Source organism: Cronobacter sp. HA18003, assembly GCF_011605905.1.
In the GTDB taxonomy this organism is placed as follows: domain Bacteria; phylum Pseudomonadota; class Gammaproteobacteria; order Enterobacterales; family Enterobacteriaceae; genus Cronobacter; species Cronobacter sakazakii.
The window spans coordinates 1,508,776-1,528,701 of sequence record NZ_JAANQO010000011.1; the positions used below are offsets into that span (position 1 = coordinate 1,508,776).

The 19,926-nt window shown below is 54.6% G+C and carries 15 protein-coding genes and 1 pseudogene; 4 read left to right on the top strand and 12 right to left on the bottom strand.

The features are described from left to right. Positions 1-8 precede the first annotated feature (8 nt). Positions 9-488: an Lrp/AsnC family transcriptional regulator gene (locus G6041_RS08300; protein ID WP_012125209.1), complete on the top strand. Its 480-nt coding sequence runs from the start codon at positions 9-11 to the stop codon at positions 486-488. A 34-nt stretch (positions 489-522) separates the two neighbouring features. Here G6041_RS08300 and kdsB read toward each other — a convergent pair whose 3' ends face one another. The 12 genes and pseudogenes from kdsB to G6041_RS08360 form a co-directional block, all read right to left on the bottom strand. Beyond that, positions 523-1,269, bottom strand: coding sequence for a 3-deoxy-manno-octulosonate cytidylyltransferase (kdsB, locus tag G6041_RS08305; RefSeq protein WP_004385497.1), 747 nt, complete (start codon positions 1,267-1,269; stop codon positions 523-525). Continuing rightward, a complete protein-coding gene (gene ycaR / locus G6041_RS08310; RefSeq protein WP_084999195.1) occupies positions 1,266-1,448 on the bottom strand; it encodes a protein YcaR in 183 nt (60 codons plus the stop codon). The genes kdsB and ycaR overlap by 4 nt, the downstream gene beginning before the upstream one ends. 25 nt (positions 1,449-1,473) lie before the next feature. Then, a pseudogene (locus G6041_RS08315) lies at positions 1,474-2,731 on the bottom strand (winged helix-turn-helix domain-containing protein). A gap of 34 nt (positions 2,732-2,765) precedes the next feature. Beyond that, on the bottom strand, positions 2,766-3,743 hold the full coding sequence (lpxK, locus tag G6041_RS08320) for a tetraacyldisaccharide 4'-kinase (protein WP_012125211.1): 978 nt from the start codon (positions 3,741-3,743) through the stop codon (positions 2,766-2,768). After that, positions 3,740-5,488, bottom strand: coding sequence for a lipid A ABC transporter ATP-binding protein/permease MsbA (gene msbA / locus G6041_RS08325; RefSeq protein ID WP_004387352.1), 1,749 nt, complete (start codon positions 5,486-5,488; stop codon positions 3,740-3,742). The genes lpxK and msbA overlap by 4 nt, the downstream gene beginning before the upstream one ends. A gap of 36 nt (positions 5,489-5,524) precedes the next feature. Next, positions 5,525-7,783 (bottom strand): ComEC family protein, encoded by a 2,259-nt coding sequence (locus G6041_RS08330; protein WP_041460553.1) that lies wholly within the window; start codon positions 7,781-7,783, stop codon positions 5,525-5,527. A 204-nt stretch (positions 7,784-7,987) separates the two neighbouring features. Further along, positions 7,988-8,272: an integration host factor subunit beta gene (gene ihfB, locus G6041_RS08335; protein WP_004387353.1), complete on the bottom strand. Its 285-nt coding sequence runs from the start codon at positions 8,270-8,272 to the stop codon at positions 7,988-7,990. 114 nt (positions 8,273-8,386) lie between these two features. Next, positions 8,387-10,060, bottom strand: a complete 1,674-nt coding sequence (rpsA, locus tag G6041_RS08340; protein WP_004387354.1) for a 30S ribosomal protein S1 — start codon at positions 10,058-10,060, stop codon at positions 8,387-8,389. A 111-nt stretch (positions 10,061-10,171) separates the two neighbouring features. Then, positions 10,172-10,858 (bottom strand): (d)CMP kinase, encoded by a 687-nt coding sequence (gene cmk / locus G6041_RS08345; protein ID WP_004387355.1) that lies wholly within the window; start codon positions 10,856-10,858, stop codon positions 10,172-10,174. A 177-nt stretch (positions 10,859-11,035) separates the two neighbouring features. Further along, positions 11,036-12,322, bottom strand: a complete 1,287-nt coding sequence (aroA, locus tag G6041_RS08350; protein WP_012125215.1) for a 3-phosphoshikimate 1-carboxyvinyltransferase — start codon at positions 12,320-12,322, stop codon at positions 11,036-11,038. 68 nt (positions 12,323-12,390) lie between these two features. Continuing rightward, positions 12,391-13,476 carry a 3-phosphoserine/phosphohydroxythreonine transaminase gene (gene serC, locus G6041_RS08355; RefSeq protein ID WP_007866472.1) on the bottom strand — a complete coding sequence of 362 codons (1,086 nt, stop codon included), beginning with the start codon at positions 13,474-13,476 and terminating at the stop codon, positions 12,391-12,393. 162 nt (positions 13,477-13,638) lie between these two features. Next, on the bottom strand, positions 13,639-14,331 hold the full coding sequence (locus G6041_RS08360; protein ID WP_004387357.1) for a DUF421 domain-containing protein: 693 nt from the start codon (positions 14,329-14,331) through the stop codon (positions 13,639-13,641). 141 nt (positions 14,332-14,472) lie between these two features. On the opposite strand from G6041_RS08360, the gene ycaO reads away from it, so the two are divergent. The 3 genes from ycaO (at position 14,473) to pflB (ending at position 19,831) form a co-directional block, all read left to right on the top strand. After that, a complete protein-coding gene (ycaO, locus tag G6041_RS08365; protein ID WP_012125216.1) occupies positions 14,473-16,236 on the top strand; it encodes a 30S ribosomal protein S12 methylthiotransferase accessory factor YcaO in 1,764 nt (587 codons plus the stop codon). 403 nt (positions 16,237-16,639) lie between these two features. Next, the gene (focA, locus tag G6041_RS08370; RefSeq protein WP_004387359.1) at positions 16,640-17,497 is read left to right on the top strand and encodes a formate transporter FocA; all 858 of its coding nucleotides are present in this window, start codon (positions 16,640-16,642) and stop codon (positions 17,495-17,497) included. 51 nt (positions 17,498-17,548) lie between these two features. Continuing rightward, positions 17,549-19,831 carry a formate C-acetyltransferase gene (gene pflB / locus G6041_RS08375; protein ID WP_004387360.1) on the top strand — a complete coding sequence of 761 codons (2,283 nt, stop codon included), beginning with the start codon at positions 17,549-17,551 and terminating at the stop codon, positions 19,829-19,831. Positions 19,832-19,926 lie beyond the last annotated feature (95 nt).

Sequence of the window (19,926 nt, forward strand, 5' to 3'; positions counted from 1 at the left end):
GAAAAATTATGTCTGACGATACGCTGACGCTCACCGATATCACCCTGCTGACACTCTTGCAGCAGGATGCGCGCACCACCAATCAGGCGCTGGCCGATGCCGTTAACCTTTCGCCCTCGCCCTGCTGGCGTAAGGTGAAAAAACTGGAAGAAGATAAGGTGATCCTCGGCTATCACGCCGCGCTGGATCGCCGCAAAATCGGGCTTGGCGTGATGGTATTCGTGCGTGTCAGCATCGACAGCCACAGCGAGGCGCAGGCGCGGCGCTTTGAACAGGAAGTCATGGAGCTGGAAAACGTGGTGGCCTGTTACAGCATTGGTGGAGATGCCGACTTTTTGTTGCAGGTGGTGTCGCGCGATCTCGACGCCTACGCGGATTTCGCCATGTCGGTGCTGCGCCGTCTGCCGGGCATAAAAGAGATGCAGAGTATGTTCGTGCTAAAAGAGATCAAACCGTTCCAGACGCTGCCGGTCGGCGCGACTGTGTGACGCCGTAAAAAAACCGGCCGGGGCCGGTTTTTTGTTAACGCATTTCGGCGCGCACGCGCTCAAGATCTTCAGGCGTATCCACGCCGGTGCCGGGCACCACGGCGGCAACCGCCACATGGATTTTCTCGCCGTGCCACAGGACGCGCAGTTGCTCCAGCATTTCAATCTGCTCAAGCGGGCTGGCAGGCCAGGTGACATAGCGGCGGATAAACCCGGCGCGATAGCCGTAAATACCGATATGACGCAGAAAGCTGTCGCCGATGGTATCGCGCGACTGCGCGAAACGGTCGCGATCCCACGGAATGGTGGCGCGTGAGAAATAGAGTGCGTAACCCTGCGCATCCATCACCACTTTGACCGCGTTGGGGTTGAACGCTTCCTGGGCATCATGGACCGGTACTGCGAGCGTCGCCATGCCTGCCTGCGCACTCGCCAGATTTTCCGCGACCTGGCGAATAATCGCTGGCGGGATCATCGGCTCGTCGCCCTGAACGTTGACAATAACCGTATCGTCAGCGAAACCGCATTTCTCCACGACTTCCGCCAGACGTTCCGTGCCGGACTGATGATCGGCGCGGGTCATACAGACTTCGCCGCCTGCCGCTTCAATCGCACGTGCCACATCCGGGTGATCGGTCGCCACGATAATGCGCGCCGCGCCTGACTCACGCGCGCGCTCAAGCACATGTACGATCATCGGCTTGCCGTTGATATCGACCAGCGGTTTGCCCGGCAGACGCGTCGACGCGTAGCGGGCCGGAATAATCACCACAAAACTCATGGGTTGGTCTCTTCGGCTGTAAGCGCGCGCGCTTCATTTTCCAGCAGGACCGGAATACCGTCGCGCAGCGGGAAAGCCAGACGGTCCGCCTTGCAGATAAGCTCCTGCTTTTCCTGATTAAAGTAGAGTTCGCCGTTGCAAACCGGACAGGCGATGATTTCGAGTAAACGATGATCCATGGTTCCTCCTGATGGACCGGTGGTATTAATCTTTTGAGGATATCACATGCGTTTCAGGCGCGGGGTCAATTTCCCAGCCCTCGCCCCACGCGTGCGCAAGCGGGCCGGGCAACTGGCGGAAAACGACCCTGGTTGCGCCCTGCCAGGCGGCGAAATCGCCAATAGCCTGCCGCAATCCGGCGATAACGCCTGCCGTGAACGATATGCCCTCTTCGCCATAGCGCGATGACTTCAAGCGAGCCTTGCTGGCGGTGCATTTTGGCATCCATCCGCCCTACCAGCGCGCCTTTGTGCAGCAATGGTAAAACGAAATAGCCATATTTGCGCTTTGGCGCAGGCGTATAACATTCGAGGCGGTAAGAGAAGTTAAAGAATTCCTCCGCGCGGCGGCGGTCCCAGACAACCGGATCGAATGGTGAGAGCACCGCGCTGTGGGTGGCGGTGAGTTTGCCCGCCACAGCTCGCTCAAGCAGCGGCAGAAGCTCATGATGCAACCACATTGGTCCGAGCGTCTCGACGTCAACCGGCACCACAACTCCCTCATCCTGCCACGCCTGCAATAGCGGGCCGATGGCTACATGGCGCAAGCGGTAGTAATCAGCAAGCCAGGCGCTACGGAAAATGCCGAGGCCCCGGGCGCTGTTAGCGAGCATCTGCGCCTCGGCCTGCGCTTTATCAATCAGATGCAGGCTGTCGTCCCAGTCGGGCAAGACTCTGGTGGTGAGATCGTAGACGCGCTGAAAATTGCGCCGCTCTACCACCATCACCTGCCCTGCGGTAAACAGCCCTTCGAGATGTTTTTTGTGCGGTTTCCACTCCCACCAGCCACTGGCACCTTTACGCGGATGCTCAAAATCTGCCGAACGCACCGGGCCGTTACGCTCGATAAACGCCATTAATTCACCGATTTCCTGCGCGTGTTCTTCCATCCATGCGGCACGATATTTCCAGCCCATCTTTTCGGGGCTCAGCATACGGTGGCGAAAAAGCGGGAAATCGCTGCGCGGCAGAAAACAGGCTTCGTGCGCCCAGTACTCCATCAACTCACCGCGCGCCAGCGCCTCATCCAGCCAGCGGCCCGGGTAGTTACCAAGACGGCTAAAAAGCACCAGATACGGGCTGCGCGCCACGATATTGATGGTATCGATTTGCAGGAGAGACATGCGGGTGATGGCAGCAAGAATATCGGCAGGGCGTGCGCGGCGAACCGGCTTTTTCAGCAACCCCTGCGCGGCAAGATGCAGGTGGCGCGCCGCGCGCAAAGAAAGATGCACTCCAGACATATCCGCTCCCGTCCGCTATGGCTGGCGCACCTGCTTAACGCACCAGCGTGAGAATGTCCTTCAGTAATTGATCGGCTTGCGGCTGCGCAAGCGTCGCGTCGACTGGCAGATACCACCAGTTATCATGGGCGAAGGCGCGACATTTCACCGCGTCTTTTTCCGTCATCAGCAGGCTCTGGCCTTCGCTGAGCAACGCCAGCACGTCGGCTTCGCGTAGCGCCTGATGATCGGCGAGGCTCACCGTTTTGACGGGCGTCAGGCCACATTTTTCAAGCGTGGCAAAGAAGCGCGGCGGATGACCGATACCCGCCATCGCCACGACATTGTTAAGCGTATTGACCGGCCGCTTTTCGCCACTTCGCAAGTTAACTGCAAGCCCAGGATTCAACTGCATGGCGATTTCACCAGAACGCGCTTCTCCACCATTGGTAATAACCGCGTCAACCTGCTTAAGCCTGGATGCGCGCTCACGCATCGGGCCTGCCGGGAGCCACCAGCCATTGCCGAAACGGCGCACGCCATCAACCACCACGATTTCTTTATCGCGCGCCAGCGCGTAGTGCTGAAGACCATCATCGGTAATGATGATCTGTGGAGTGGCATGACCCATCAACGCCTGTACCGCTTCTGCACGATTTGCAGATACCGCAACAGGCGCGCCGGTACGCTGGTAAATCAGCACCGGCTCGTCCCCGGCCTCAGCGGGCGTGGTGGCGTCGTTAAGCACTAACGGATAGTGCGCTGCTTTTCCACCGTAACCACGCGACACTACGCCTGCGCGTATACCCCGCTGCTGCAGTTGCTCGACCAGCCAGACCACGACCGGCGTTTTACCGTTGCCGCCTGCGGTAAGATTCCCCACCACGACCACCGGCACCGGCGCGCGCCAGGCCTTACGTAAGCCCAGCTGATAGCTCAGGCGAATAGCGCCGCTAATGAGGCCATACAGCCAGGAGAGCGGCAGCAGGAGCACCCATAACAGCGAACAGCCAGACCAGATGCGTTCAATCATTGCCCGAACTGCATTTTATGAAGCTGCGCATAAACGCCATGCTGTTCCAGAAGCTCGGTATGGTTCCCGCGCTCCACGATGCGTCCGTCTTCGATAACCACGATTTCGTCCGCCTGCTCGATAGTCGAAAGACGATGTGCGATAACCAGCGAGGTGCGGTTCTTTTGCAGTTCATCCAGCGCGGCCTGAATAGCACGTTCTGATTCAGTATCCAGCGCAGATGTTGCTTCATCGAGGATAAGGATCGGGCTGTCTCGCAGCAGCGCGCGGGCAATCGCGATACGCTGACGCTGACCACCGGAAAGCAGAACGCCGTTTTCGCCGATGACCGTATCCAGACCGTTATCCATCTTATTGATGAAATCCATCGCATAAGCCATACGGGCGGCATTCTCAATGGCTTCACGGCTGTAAACATCGGTGCGCGCGTAAGCAATGTTATTCGCGATGGTGTCATTAAAGAGATGCACGTTCTGCGATACCAGCGCAACCTGATTACGCAACGACGATAGCGTGTAGTCGCGCAGGTCGTGACCATCCATCAGGATTTCGCCGCTGTCGATGTCATAAAAACGCGTGATGAGGCTTGCGAGTGTCGATTTACCAGAGCCTGAACGCCCTACCAGCGCGACCGTCTTCCCGGCAGGGATAGACAGGTTGATATCACGCAGTGCCGGAATTTCACGTCCCGGGTAGGTAAAGGTGACATTGCGGAATTCGAGATTCCCCTGCGCACGTTCGATGACACGAGTGCCTTCGTCTTTTTCCTGCTCGCTATCGAGAATAGCGAACAGCGTCTGACAGGCTGCCATCCCGCGCTGGAACTGAGCGTTCACGTTAGTCAGCGATTTCAGCGGGCGCATCAGGGCAATCATGGACGAGAACACAACCGTGATGGTACCTGCCGTCAGGGTTTCCATGACGCTCGGGAAGCTTGCCGCATAGAGCACAAACGCCAGCGCCAGGGACGCTATCAGCTGAATAATCGGATCAGAAATTGACGAGGCCGAGACCATTTTCATGCCCTGCAGACGCATCTTGTTGCTGACCTTAGCAAAACGCTCGCCTTCAACCTGCTGGCCACCGAAAATCAGCACTTCTTTATGGCCTTTAAGCATCTGCTCCGCGCTGGTCGTCACCTGCCCCATGGTGTTCTGCATGTTTTTACTGATGCTACGAAAGCGTTTCGACACGACACGAATCGCCAGTGACACAATCGGTGCCAGTACGATAAGGATCAGCGAAAGCTGCCAGCTGTAGTAGAACATCATGATGAACAGACCAATGATTGACGCCCCTTCACGCACGACGGTAATCAGCGCGCTGGATGAAGAAGACGCCACCTGCTCAGAATCGTAGGTGATGCGGGAGAGCAAGGTACCGGTAGATTGTTTATCAAAGAAAGAGACAGGCATGCCCATCATATGATTAAACAAACGGCGGCGCATCGTCATGACGACTTTCCCGGAAACCCAGGAGATGCAATAACTGGAAACATAGCTGGTGATACCGCGCAGGATCATCAGCCCAATGACCACCAGTGGCATCCATAGCAGCACTGAGCGATCGGTTTTACCGAAACCATCATCCAGTAATGGTTTAAGTAGCGATAGCATATAGGTATCGCTGGCTGCGTTGAGTATTAACGCTACCCCAGCCACAATCAGACCCGTTTTAAAGGGCGCTATCACCGGCCAGAGTCGGCGGAAGGTCTGCCACGTGGAGAGATCTTTATCGTTATGCATTCAAAAAACCAGCTTTCGTTGAAATAGCCGCATATTCTACCTGTATTCAGCAGGTGAGCCAAACCACTCATGATACCAGCGGGGTGAAATCTGTTCTCTTAACCCCTCGATTTTCCATTGCCCTGATGAAAAAGAGACTGAAAGCTGCCCGGCATGTGCCGTATCAAACCACTGATAACGGTGCTGCTGATAGCGTTTCACCACTTTTGCTGAAGGTAACCGCCAGGCGTTATATCGTGATGCCGACGCCAGCGCCGCTTTGCCATTAACTACCGATAACAGCGTAGGCGTCGATGAAGTACGGCTGCCGTGGTGAGGCACCTGAAGAATATCCGCCTGCAACGGTTGCCACTGGTTTTTGAGCATAGCCAACTCTGCGGAAGCTTCAATATCGCCTGTTAGCAGGATGCTGTGCTCGCCGTCATCCACTTTAACGACACAGGAGCGGTTATTGCCTCGCTCCTGATACCCTTCAGGAGGCCAGTGAACCGTAAACACCAGCCCCTGCCAGCGCCAGTGCGCGCCTTTGGCACAGGGGATATGACCAGCCCAGTGGAGCGAACTGCGTATCCACATCGTCGGCCACGTACTGGTAAGGCTCTCCAGTCCGCCACGGTGATCCAGATGCTCATGGCTGATGATGACGCCCTCAGGCTTGAGATGATGCCACCGTAGCCAGGGAATAATGATTTGCTGCGCGCTGTCGCCGCCCGGCCAGGCGTTGCCGCTGTCATAGAGTATCGCTCTGCCGTGGCGCTCAATGACGATGGCAAGCCCATGTCCGATATCCAGCATGTGCAGCCGCCAGACATCATCTGCCGTTTTTTGCCAGAAGGACCATGTCAACAGCCCCAGTGAGATACCACACGTGGCGGGCGAAATGCGGTGCCAGCCCACTCTCAACGCAATGATAATCAGCCACGGGGCGAGTGTTATCCACTGATAGCGCTGGTCAAGGCTTAGCCATCCGGGGGGAAGCTCTCGCAACAGCCAGAAAAGCAACGCGAGCGATCTATCGGCCAGCAAACCCGCGTAATGTTCCAGCCATGCCAGATGCGCCAGATCCAGCACCATGCTCAACAGCACCAGTGGAACAACGACGAAAGTAATGCCCGGCACCGCAATTAGATTTGCCAGTAGCGATGTCAGGCTGAGTCCGTGGAACAACAGCAACTGAAGTGGCAGCAGAAGGAGCGTCATACCACATTGCAGATGCAGCAAGCTTTTTAACGGTCGCCATTTCCCTTCCGCGCGCAGCGGCACCCACTGATACCAGAAAATCAGCGCTGCCACGGCAAAGGCCGAGAGCCAGAGGCTTTCCGATAATATCGACACAGGATCAAAAAACAGGATGGCCGCGACGCAGCACATCCATACCTGCCAGGGCGTCCATTGCCTGCCGCAAAGCCGCAGCGCGCACCACGCGGACAGAGCGATAAGCGTTCTGATGGCAGGCGGATTACTCCCGCTAAGCCAGGTATAGAGCGCCGCCGCAATAAGCATCGCCAGCAAAGGAAACCGGTAGCCTAAACGACGCGCAGGCAGTAATAGTTGCAGTAAGCGCGCCAGCGCCCATCCAAGCGTCCCCGCAAAGCCGATGTGCAACCCTGAGATAGCCATCAAATGCGCGGTGCCGGTTTCACGAAGCAAGCGTTTGACATCATCCGTCAATGCCATGCGTTCGCCGAAACCGAGCGCCAGTATCACTGGCTGCCAGTTAAAAGCCGCCATATGGTGACTGAAAGAAGCCAGATAACGAGCCCGAAAGCTGCAGCTATCTTCAAGGAGTTGCGCAGATACAACACGCCCTGTCATCGGTAAATGTTGCGACAAGGCATAACGCTGGCTGTCAAAACCGCCCTCGTTGAGCTGCCCGTGAACTGGCCGCAGGCGCAACGTCATCAACCAGCGCTGACCGGCGCAGGCCTTTTTCGGTAAATAGCTGTCTCGCAGTACCACGCCAGGCGCAGGAAACCACCGCTTGCCGTCTGCCCGGTAAATTTTAATATGATGTTCCGTCGCGCCATCAGTCCCGGTAATAACGGCTTCAACCTGGTGCGTTTTTGTCGTTAACAAATCATATGGCAGCGTAACCTGTCGGGCAGCGAGCAGCCCCCAACAAAAGAAAAGCAGCGTCAGCGCCAGAAACCGCACAGCGGAATGTCGCAAAAACAGCATTAACGTCGATGCAATTGTGATGACGGCTATCTGCGCGACAGTCGGTAGCGAAGGTAAGAACAGCAGTGGCGACAGACCAGCCATAACGCACAGGCTCAACGCGGGCAGTGAGATCACAGACTCCTCCTTGTTGCCCCGGAGTGTGCGGCCTAAAAGGAGTGTTGTCAGGCTGTAACTGGCGGATTTACGAGATGTGCAGAGAAAAATTTATGGTATTGCAGATGTTGCAGGCAATGCGTCGAGAAAGCTCGCAAAGTCATGTGACGGGCACAAAAAACGGCACCCGTAAGTACCGTTTTCTGCTAGGTTAAGCGATAAACCTTAACCGTAAATATTGGCGCGGTCGCGTAGTTCTTTGCCCGGTTTAAAGTGCGGAACGTATTTACCTTCCAGCTCGACTTTATCACCTGTTTTGGGGTTACGCCCGGTGCGTGGTGCGCGATAGTGTAAGGAGAAACTGCCGAAACCCCGGATTTCAATACGCTCGCCCTGGGCAAGGGTAGAGGCCATATGTTCCAGCATCTCTTTAACCGCATCTTCCACCGCTTTCGCCGGGATATGGGAGTGCTGGCTTGCAAGTCTTTCGATTAATTCTGACTTGGTCATGTTTCCTCCGGTTTCCATTCAGGAAAATTGTCTTACAGCTATCATCGAACAAGGGCGGCCAAAGCCGCCCTTAGTGTCTGATTACAGGCCGGAACCTGTAATCTGTCAAGGCAATTACTCGCCTTTAGCTGCTTTGAATGCTTCAGCCATTGCGTTAGAGAAGTTGCCTTCTTCCTGTTTGTTGTTAACAGAAGCGATTGCATCTTTCTCGTCAGCTTCGTCTTTCGCACGAACAGACAGGCTCACAACGCGGTTCTTACGATCAACGCCGGTGAATTTAGCTTCAACGTCATCACCAACGCTCAGAACCAGAGTCGCGTCTTCTACGCGGTCACGGGAAGCTTCAGAAGCGCGCAGGTAGCCTTCAACGCCGTCTGCTAATTCAACTGTAGCACCTTTCGCGTCAACTGCGGTTACTTTACCAGTAACGATTGCACCTTTCTTGTTCAGTGCAACGTAGTTGTTGAACGGATCTTCTGCGAGCTGTTTAACGCCCAGAGAGATACGCTCACGCTCTGCGTCAACCTGCAGTACAACGGCAGCGATTTCGTCGCCTTTTTTGTACTCGCGAACGGCTTCTTCGCCAGCCACGTTCCAGGAGATGTCAGACAGGTGAACCAGACCGTCGATGCCGCCGTCCAGGCCGATGAAGATACCGAAGTCAGTGATAGACTTGATTTTACCTTCAACGCGATCGCCTTTGTTGTGGGTCTCAGCGAACTGCTGCCACGGGTTGGCTTTGCACTGTTTCAGGCCCAGGGAGATACGACGACGTTCTTCGTCGATATCCAGAACCATCACTTCTACCACGTCACCAACGTTAACGACTTTGGACGGGTGGATGTTTTTGTTGGTCCAGTCCATTTCGGAAACGTGTACCAGGCCTTCAACGCCTTCTTCGATTTCAACGAAGCAGCCGTAGTCGGTCAGGTTGGTTACGCGACCAGTCAGGCGGGTGCCTTCCGGGTAACGTTTAGCGATAGCAACCCACGGATCTTCGCCCAGCTGTTTCAGGCCCAGGGAGACACGGGTACGCTCGCGGTCGAACTTCAGCACTTTAACAGTGATTTCGTCGCCCACGTTCACGATTTCGCTCGGATGCTTAACGCGTTTCCAGGCCATATCAGTGATGTGCAGCAGGCCGTCTACGCCGCCCAGATCAACGAATGCACCGTAGTCAGTGAGGTTCTTAACGATACCTTTAACTTCCATGCCTTCCTGCAGGTTTTCCAGCAGCTGATCGCGCTCTGCGCTGTTCTCGGATTCGATAACGGCACGACGAGAAACAACAACGTTGTTGCGCTTCTGATCCAGCTTGATTACTTTGAATTCAAGCTCTTTGCCTTCGAGGTGCAGGGTGTCACGAACCGGACGCACGTCTACCAGGGAACCCGGCAGGAACGCACGAATACCGTTCAGCTCAACAGTGAAGCCGCCCTTGACTTTGCCATTGATAACACCAGTAACGGTTGCAGCTTCTTCGTAAGCTTTTTCCAGCATCAGCCACGCTTCGTGACGTTTAGCTTTCTCACGAGACAGCAGGGTTTCACCGAAACCGTCTTCTACTGCATCCAGAGCAACGTCAACTTCGTCACCAACCTGGATTTCAATTTCGCCCTGGGCGTTTTTGAACTGCTCTGCCGGAATGGCGGACTCAGATTTCAGACCGGCGTCAACCAGTACTACGTCTTTGTCGATAGCAACAACAACGCCACGAACGATAGAACCCGGGCGGGTTTCGATTTCTTTCAGGGATTCTTCAAAGAGTTGAGCAAAAGATTCAGTCATGTTTAATCTTCAGGTTTTAAATTAACGTCCACCTGGCATCATGCTGGGTGGGGTTGTTTCACATACCCGCTGTCACTCCATTGCAACGGGGGTACTGCAAATTCGGTCGCGTTACTTCGCGAGCGCCAGTTTTTCACGGGCGTATTCAAGCGCCTTTTCGATAACCTCTTCGATGCTAAGGCTGGTGGAATCCAGCACCAGAGCATCGTGCGCGGGCACTAACGGCGCTACTGGCCGGTTACGATCGCGGTCATCGCGCTCTTTTATCTCGGCCAAAAGGCGTTCAAAGTTAACACTAAAGCCCTTTTCCTGCAACTGTAGCATACGGCGATGAGCACGTTCCTCGGAGGAAGCATCAAGGAAAATTTTCACTGGCGCATCAGGGAAAACCACCGTTCCCATGTCGCGCCCGTCGGCAATCAGGCCGGGTGCTTCACGAAATGCGCGCTGACGGCGCAGCAGTGCTTCGCGCACACGCGGGAACGCGGCAATCTGCGAGGCGGCGTTGGCCACGTCCTGCGTGCGGATCTCGGCACTGACGTCTTCACCTTCCAGAATGACCTCCAGCTCGCCCTGCTGCGCGACGAAGCGCACATCCAGATGCGCAGCCAGCGGAACGAGCGCCTCTTCGGAAGCGACATCAACATGATGATGCAGGGCGGCCAGCGCGAGAACCCGATAGATGGCGCCGGAATCCAGCAAATGCCATTGCAGGGTTTCAGCCATCGCTTTACAGAGCGTGCCTTTCCCTGCGCCGCTTGGGCCATCGATTGTGATTACCGGGACGGATGCCGTCATCTTTTTCTCCTTCAATAACAAATGGCAGGCCTGCAACGTGAACGCGGCGCATTATACGCTTCATCACCGCAGACTGTTATCTTTCCGGCAAAATATCGCCGCCATTGTGGCTGAGTGTAGAAGAAGTGGGCGCAGATGCCCGGAACGGCGCGCTGCCGTTCCGGAAAAACTACGTATTTAAGCAGAGTGGCTGATACGCGCGAGCTGCGCGAAATAATTCGGGAAGGTTTTCGCGGTGCATTTCGGGTCGAGAATCGTAACCGGCGTGTCGGAAAGCGCCACCAGCGAGAAACACATCGCCATGCGATGATCGTTATAGGTGCCGATATCCGCAAACTGTAACTGCGCAGGCGGCGTAACGGTAATGAAGTCATGCCCCTCTTCAACCGTAGCGCCGACTTTGCGCAGCTCGGTGGCCATCGCCGCCAGGCGGTCTGTTTCCTTCACACGCCAGTTATAGATATTACGAAGCGTGGTGGTGCCTTTAGCAAACAACGCGGTAGTGGCGATGGTCATCGCCGCGTCGGGAATATGGTTCATATCCATATCAATCGCGTTCAGCTCACCGCGGGTGCAGCTGATGAAATCGTCGCCCCAGGTGATGTGTGCGCCCATTTTTTCCAGCACGTCAGCAAAGCGAATATCGCCCTGCACACTATTGCGCCCAATACCGGTGACTTTGACAGTGCCGCCTTTAATGGCTGCCGCCGCGAGGAAATAAGACGCGGAAGACGCATCGCCTTCTACCAGATAATGTCCTGGCGACTGGTACTGCTGGCCGCCCTGAATGACAAAACGCTGGTAGTTTTGGTTTTCCACCTCAACCCCAAAGGTTTTCATCAGGTGCAGCGTGATATCAATGTAGGGCTTTGATACCAGCTCGCCTTTAATGTCGATAGCGGTGTTGCCCGGTGCCAGCGGAGCGGCCATTAACAGCGCGGTCAGGAACTGGCTTGAAACGCTGCCGTCAACGGTTACGTTGCCACCGGTGAATCCGCCTTTCAGATGCAGCGGCGGATAGTTTTCCTGCTCCAGATACGTGACATCTGCGCCGCCCTGACGCAGCGCGTCGACCAGATGTCCAATCGGGCGCTCTTTCATGCGCGGCTCGCCAGTCAGCACCACATTATTAGTGCCAAGGCACAGCGCCGCTGCCAGCGGACGCATTGCGGTTCCGGCGTTACCTAAAAACAGTTCCAGCTCCACGAGCGTATTGAACGGCCCGCCCTGCCCCTGAATTTCACAGCGGGTGCGATCGTCTGAAAGCGAATAATGAACGCCAAGCGCGTTGAGCGCGTTCAGCATATGGCGCACGTCGTCGCTATCCAGGAGGTTGGTGAGCGTCGTAGTGCCTTTTGCCAGTGCGGCGAGCAGCAGCGCCCGGTTGGAAACGCTCTTGGAGCCAGGAAGATTAATGGTGCCATCCACACGCGCGATGGGTTGTAAGGTCAGGGATTCCTGCATGGAAAAAGTCTCAATAAAACAGAATAAAAACCCCGCGGCCAGCCGCGGGGCGAATCATAACGGAAGGATTAACCGTGACGGCGTTCGAAATCCACCATGAAGTCGGTCAGGGCTTTTACCCCTTCGAGCGGCATCGCGTTATAAATAGAGGCACGCATGCCGCCGACCACGCGGTGGCCTTTCAGCGCGTGCAGGCCCGCAGCAAAGGACTCTTCAAGGAACAGCTTATCCAGACTGCTGTCGGCGAGCTGGAACGGTACGTTCATGCGTGAACGGTTAGCCGTTGCAACATCGTTGCGATAGAAATCACTGTTATCAATCACGCCGTAGAGCAGATCGGCTTTTTGCTGGTTGATCTTGTCCATCGCCGCCACGCCGCCGTTGGTTTTGAGCCATTTAAACACCAGGCCCGCGAGATACCAGGCAAACGTCGGCGGCGTGTTGAACATGGAGTCGTTTTCGCTCAGCACGCTGTAATCCAGCACCGACGGGCAAGAGACATGCGCCTTGCCAAGCAGATCCTCACGCACAATGACCAGCGTCAGGCCCGCCGGGCCAATGTTTTTCTGCGCGCCCGCGTAGATGACGCCGTAACGGCTGACATCAATCGGATGAGAAAGAATGGTGGAGGAGAAATCGGCGGTAACGATAGCGTCGCCAAAATCAGGCGTATCGTTAATCGCGATGCCGTCGATGGTTTCATTCGGGCAGTAGTGGACGTAAGCGGCATCCGCCGAGAGCTGCCATTCGCTCATCGGCTTAATGGCGCGTTTGCCATCAACGGTGATTTTCGCGTCAATCACATTCGGCGTCAGGTATTTTTTGGCTTCTTTAACCGCGCTTGCCGCCCAGTAGCCGCCATCAACATAATCGGCAGTCGTTTTGTTGCCGAGCAGATTCAGCGGAAGCGCGGAGAATTGCCCGCGTCCGCCGCCGTGGCAGAATAACACTTTGTAATTTGAGGGGATCTCCAGCAGATCGCGAAAATCCTGTTCCGCCTGTTCCGCCACCTGAATAAACTCTTTGCTGCGGTGGCTGATTTCCATCACAGAGGTGCCTAACCCCTGCCAGTCACGCAACTCTTCCTGAGCCACTCGTAACACATCCGCCGGCAGCATCGCCGGGCCAGAACTAAAATTGTAGACCTGAGCCATTTCCCCTCACCACGCTAAAAGCAATAAGTTTTTCCTGTGGCTATCGGTTTTATCATTCCGTTGACAGGGCTGCAACGGCTAATCCTGGCGCCAGGGGGAATGTGCGCCAAATCACACAACACAATCCGCCAGCACAGCGCCCGCTGACGGTGGAATTTGCTGTCAGGTTACGCGGGTCGCGGTGCTTGCCTTCACCCATATATGGTTTTTGCAGCGCGGACAGGACGGTTTCACACCGGCATCAAACGTCACCACTTCGCTACAGCGGATACAGGCGTAATCGCCGGTTTCAGGGATATGTTCAAAACGCTCGCTGCAATACTCCGGCAGAATCGACAGTCCCGGTCGTACCAGTTTGTCGGGATAGTAATAAACGCTGATTTGACCATTAGCCTCAAGGATAGCGAGTCGCACCTGCCCCAGATGCTCCACGCCTTTGGTACGCAGCTCCATAAAAAACTCAAATTCGGTCATGTTCTCCCGGTTGAGCTTTTCCCAGGCCAGCTCGCCGTCTTCAATAATGATGCGCGGTTTGCCCTCCAGTAGATCCTCAAGCTTTTCGCTACAGGACATCAGCCACATCACCAGACGATAGAGCACGCCGAGCGTAACAAACACTACCAGCACGGGCAGCAGCGGCACGTCGTCATAAAACGCCACGTCCCCCGCCGCTGATCCGAGCGTCAGAATGATTAGTACTTCAAAGAGCGACATCTGACGTACGCCACGTCGCCCGGTAATTTTGAGAAACAGAAACACCAGGATAAAGGTGTAAAGGCTGCGCAGCGCGACTTCACCCAGAAATTCTAATGGAAACTTGTCAAGCGCCATCCGTTGCAAATCGAAAGCTTTCATATTTTTCTTACGCCATAACAGGGAGTTATCTTGATTAAGGATAGTCGTAAGATTTATTTTTGCCGCATCGGGCGGGACGATGGCGCAGAAGGGCTAAAATCCGTATCATTGCGCGCTTTGCGTACGATAAAAGTGGATCCCATGACTCAAACCTTCATCCCCGGCAAAGATGCCGCTCTGGAAGACTCCATCGCTCGCTTCCAGCAGAAACTCACCGATCTGGGCTTTAACATCGAAGAAGCCTCCTGGCTAAACCCGGTGCCGAACGTCTGGTCTGTGCATATTCGCGACAAAGAGTGCGCGCTGTGCTTTACCAACGGTAAAGGTGCTACCAAAAAAGCTGCGCTGGCTTCCGCGCTGGGCGAATACTTTGAGCGTCTGTCCACCAACTATTTCTTCGCCGATTTCTGGCTGGGCGATACGATCGCAAACGGCCCGTTCGTGCACTATCCGAACGAAAAATGGTTTCCGATCCCGCAAAGCGATGAACTGCCGGAAGGCATTCTTGATGCCCGCCTGCGCGCGTTTTACGATCCGGAGAACGAACTGACCGCCAGTATGCTGGTTGACCTGCAGTCTGGTAATGAAGAGCGCGGCATCTGCGCCCTGCCGTTCACCCGCCAGTCAGATGAACAGACCGTTTACATTCCGATGAACATCGTCGGCAACCTGTATGTATCCAATGGCATGTCCGCGGGCAATACCCGCAACGAAGCCCGTGTTCAGGGGCTGTCTGAAGTGTTTGAGCGTCATATCAAGAATCGCATTATTGCCGAAAGCATCAGCCTGCCGGAGATCCCGCAGGAGGTGCTGGCGCGCTATCCTGGCGTGGTCGAAGCTATCAATACACTTGAAGCGGAAGGCTTTCCGATTTTCGCTTACGACGGCTCTCTCGGCGGAAAATATCCGGTTATCTGCGTTGTACTGTTTAACCCGGCCAACGGCACCTGCTTTGCCTCCTTCGGCGCGCATCCCGATTTCGGTGTGGCGCTGGAGCGTACCGTCACCGAGCTGCTGCAGGGCCGCGGCCTGAAAGATCTCGACGTGTTTACGCCACCGACGTTCGATGATGAAGAAGTGGCCGAACATGCGAACCTTGAGACGCACTTCATCGACTCCAGCGGTCTTATCTCCTGGGATATGTTCAAGCAGGACGCGGATTATCCGTTTGTAGACTGGAGCTTCGCCGGTACGACGGAAGAAGAGTTCGCTACCCTGATGGCGATTTTTAAGGCTGAAGATAAAGAAGTCTACATCGCCGATTACGAGCATCTGGGCGTTTACGCCTGCCGTATCATTGTGCCGGGCATGTCTGACATCTATCCGGCAGAAGATCTGCTGCTCGCGAATAACAATATGGGTAGCCATCTGCGCGAAACGCTGCTGGCGCTGCCGGGCAGCGAGTGGGAGAAAGAAGATTATCTGAACCTGATCGCTCAACTGGACGAAGAAGGCCATGACGACTTCACTCGCGTGCGCGAACTGCTGGGCCTGGCAACGGGTAAAGACAACGGCTGGTATACCCTGCGCATCGGCGAGCTGAAAGCGATGCTGGCGCTGGCTGGCGGCGATCTGGATCAGGCGCTGATCTGGACCGAGTGGACCATGGAATTTAACGCATCGGTATTCAGCGCCGGGCGCGCCAATTATTATCGTTGCCTGCAGACGCTTCTGCTGCTGGCGCAGGAAGAGGAACGCGAGCCGCTACAGTACCTGAATGCCTTCGTTCGTATGTATGGCGCAGATGCGGTGGAAGCCGCGAGCGCGGCTATCAGCGGCGAAGCGCCCTTCTATGGCCTGCAGCCCGTCGACGGCGATCTGAAAGCTTTCCCGGCGCATCAGTCGCTGCTGGCTGCCTATGAAAAACTTCAACGGGCTAAAGCCAGGTTTTGGCAAGGAAATTGATATAACGCATATCAATTGACCTGCTTCACACTTATGTTTAGCAAATATGACGGGGCACGTTTACGGCCCCGTTTTTATTTGTCTGGTTAAAAGTTTGAATGTAAATATCAAGTTAATTACTGGTGAATATTAAATATATCCGCCCGGCTTGATTGTTACCTTTTTTAGCCAATAATTCATAATGATTAACACTTTATGAGGAGAGGCAAACCGCTTTTTTTCAACACTTTTAATAATATTTAAAATTTATTTTTTATTGGATAATCATAAAGTTAAGCTGAAATTGCGTAAAAAACAGACGCCTTTCAGTCCTGCAAACCTGGCGAGATATGATCCATATCAACTTTTACTGCATCATGCTTTGTTAGTATCAACTCGCCGAATAAATAAAGAGAGAGTTAGTGTGAAAGCTGACAACCCTTTTGACTCCTTACTCCCTGCTGCGATGGCGAAAGTTGCCGAGGAAGCGGGCGTTTATAAAGCCACGAAACATCCGTTAAAGACGTTTTATCTGGCAATTACGGCTGGCGTATTTATTTCCATTGCGTTTGTTTTCTATATCACCGCCACCACCGGCGCTGCCGCGATGCCTTTTGGCATTACCAAACTGATTGGCGGTATCTGTTTCTCACTCGGTCTGATTCTTTGCGTCATTTGCGGCGCCGATCTTTTTACTTCAACGGTGCTGATTGTGGTCGCTAAAGCCAGCGGGCGTATCACCTGGGGTCAGCTGACGCGCAACTGGGTCAATGTTTATATCGGCAACCTGATTGGCGCCCTGCTCTTTGTCTTACTGATGTGGCTTTCTGGCGAGTATATGACCGCCAACGGCGGCTGGGGGCTTAATGTCCTGCAAACGGCGTCGCATAAAGTTGAACACACGTTTATTGAGGCAGTTTGCCTTGGCATCCTGGCTAACCTGATGGTCTGTCTGGCCGTCTGGATGAGTTATTCAGGACGCAGCCTGATTGATAAGGCCTTTATTATGATTCTGCCGGTCGGCATGTTTGTGGCCAGCGGATTCGAACATAGCATCGCCAACATGTTTATGATCCCGATGGGGATAGTGATTCGTCACTTTGGCAGCCCGGAGTTCTGGAGCGCGATCCACGCTTCGCCAGACCAATTTTCTCATCTGACCGTGATGAATTTCATCGTCGATAACCTGATACCGGTAACGATTGGTAATATTATCGGTGGAGGGTTGCTTGTCGGATTGACGTACTGGGTCATTTACCTGCGTGGCGATGACCATCGCTGATAGTTGTTCCAGGCAGTAAATAAAAAATCCACTTAAGAAGGTAGGTGTTACATGTCCGAGCTTAATGAAAAGTTAGCCACAGCCTGGGAAGGTTTTGCGAAAGGCGACTGGCAGAATGAAGTCAACGTCCGCGACTTTATCCAGAAAAACTACACGCCATACGAGGGTGACGAGTCCTTCCTGGCTGGCGCAACTGAAGCCACCACTACCCTGTGGGACAAAGTTATGGAAGGCGTCAAACTGGAAAACCGCACTCATGCGCCAGTAGACTTCGACACTTCCGTGGCGTCCACCATCACTTCGCATGACGCAGGCTATATCAACAAGTCTCTTGAGAAAATTGTTGGTCTGCAGACTGAAGCTCCGCTGAAACGCGCCATTATCCCATTTGGCGGTATCAAAATGGTTGAAGGTTCCTGCAAAGCGTACAACCGCGAGCTGGATCCGCAACTGAAAAAAATCTTCACCGAATACCGTAAAACCCACAACCAGGGCGTATTCGACGTTTACACCAAAGACATCCTGAATTGCCGTAAATCCGGCGTGCTGACCGGTCTGCCGGATGCTTACGGCCGTGGCCGTATTATCGGTGACTACCGCCGCGTTGCGCTGTACGGTATCGACTTCCTGATGAAAGACAAATATGCACAGTTTGTCTCTCTGCAGCAAGACTTGGAAAATGGCGTAAACCTGGAAGCGACTATCCGTCTGCGTGAAGAAATTGCTGAACAGCACCGCGCGCTGGGCCAGATCAAAGAGATGGCAGCGAAATATGGCTGTGATATCTCCGGTCCGGCGACCAACGCTCAGGAAGCCGTGCAGTGGACTTACTTCGGCTACCTGGCTGCGGTGAAATCCCAGAACGGTGCCGCGATGTCCTTTGGCCGCGTCTCCACCTTCCTTGACGTGTACATCGAACGCGACCTGAAAGCAGGCAAACTCACCGAGCAGGAAGCCCAGGAACTGATCGACCACCTGGTGATGAAACTGCGTATGGTGCGCTTCCTGCGTACACCGGAATATGATGAGCTGTTCTCCGGCGACCCGATCTGGGCGACCGAATCCGTTGGTGGTATGGGCGTTGACGGCCGTACGCTGGTAACCAAAAACAGCTTCCGCTTCCTGAACACCCTCTACACCATGGGGCCGTCTCCGGAGCCGAACATCACGATTCTGTGGTCCGAAAAACTGCCGCTGAACTTCAAAAAATTCGCGGCGAAAGTTTCCATCGACACCTCTTCTCTGCAGTACGAGAACGATGACCTGATGCGTCCGGACTTCAACAACGACGACTACGCTATCGCATGCTGCGTAAGCCCGATGGTGGTTGGTAAGCAAATGCAGTTCTTCGGTGCTCGCGCTAACCTCGCGAAAACCATGCTGTACGCTATCAACGGCGGCGTTGATGAAAAACTGAAAATGCAGGTAGGCCCGAAATCTGAACCGATCAAAGGCGATCTGCTGAATTTCGACGAAGTTATGGAACGTATGGATCACTTCATGGACTGGCTGGCGAAACAGTACGTCACCGCCCTGAACATCATCCACTACATGCATGACAAATACAGCTACGAAGCTTCGCTGATGGCGCTGCACGATCGCGACGTTATCCGCACTATGGCGTGTGGTATCGCAGGTCTGTCTGTTGCGGCTGACTCCCTGTCTGCCATCAAATACGCGAAAGTTAAACCGATTCGCGATGAAGACGGTCTGGCTATCGACTTCGAAATCGAAGGCGAATACCCGCAGTTCGGTAACAACGACGCTCGCGTGGATGACCTGGCGGTTGACCTGGTTGAACGTTTCATGAAGAAAATTCAGAAACTGAAAACCTACCGCAACGCAATCCCGACCCAGTCCGTGCTGACCATTACCTCTAACGTGGTTTATGGTAAGAAAACCGGTAACACCCCGGATGGCCGCCGCGCTGGCGCACCGTTCGGCCCAGGTGCTAACCCGATGCACGGCCGTGACCAGAAAGGCGCTGTCGCTTCTCTGACCTCGGTTGCTAAACTGCCGTTCGCCTATGCGAAAGATGGTATCTCTTATACCTTCTCTATCGTGCCGAACGCGCTGGGTAAAGACGACGAAGTGCGCAAAACCAACCTGGCGGGCCTGATGGACGGTTACTTCCATCATGAAGCGTCTATCGAAGGCGGTCAGCACCTGAACGTGAACGTCATGAACCGCGAAATGCTGCTGGATGCGATGGAGCATCCTGAGAAATACCCGCAGCTGACCATTCGTGTGTCTGGTTACGCGGTGCGTTTCAACTCGCTGACGAAAGAACAGCAGCAGGACGTCATCACCCGTACTTTCACTCAGACAATGTAATACCCGCTCTGGCTGAAAATGCGTAAAATGAAGGCTCCACGTTTGTGGGGCCTTTCTTATAACCCACCCCGGTATGAGCCTTTTCTGCAAGGCGA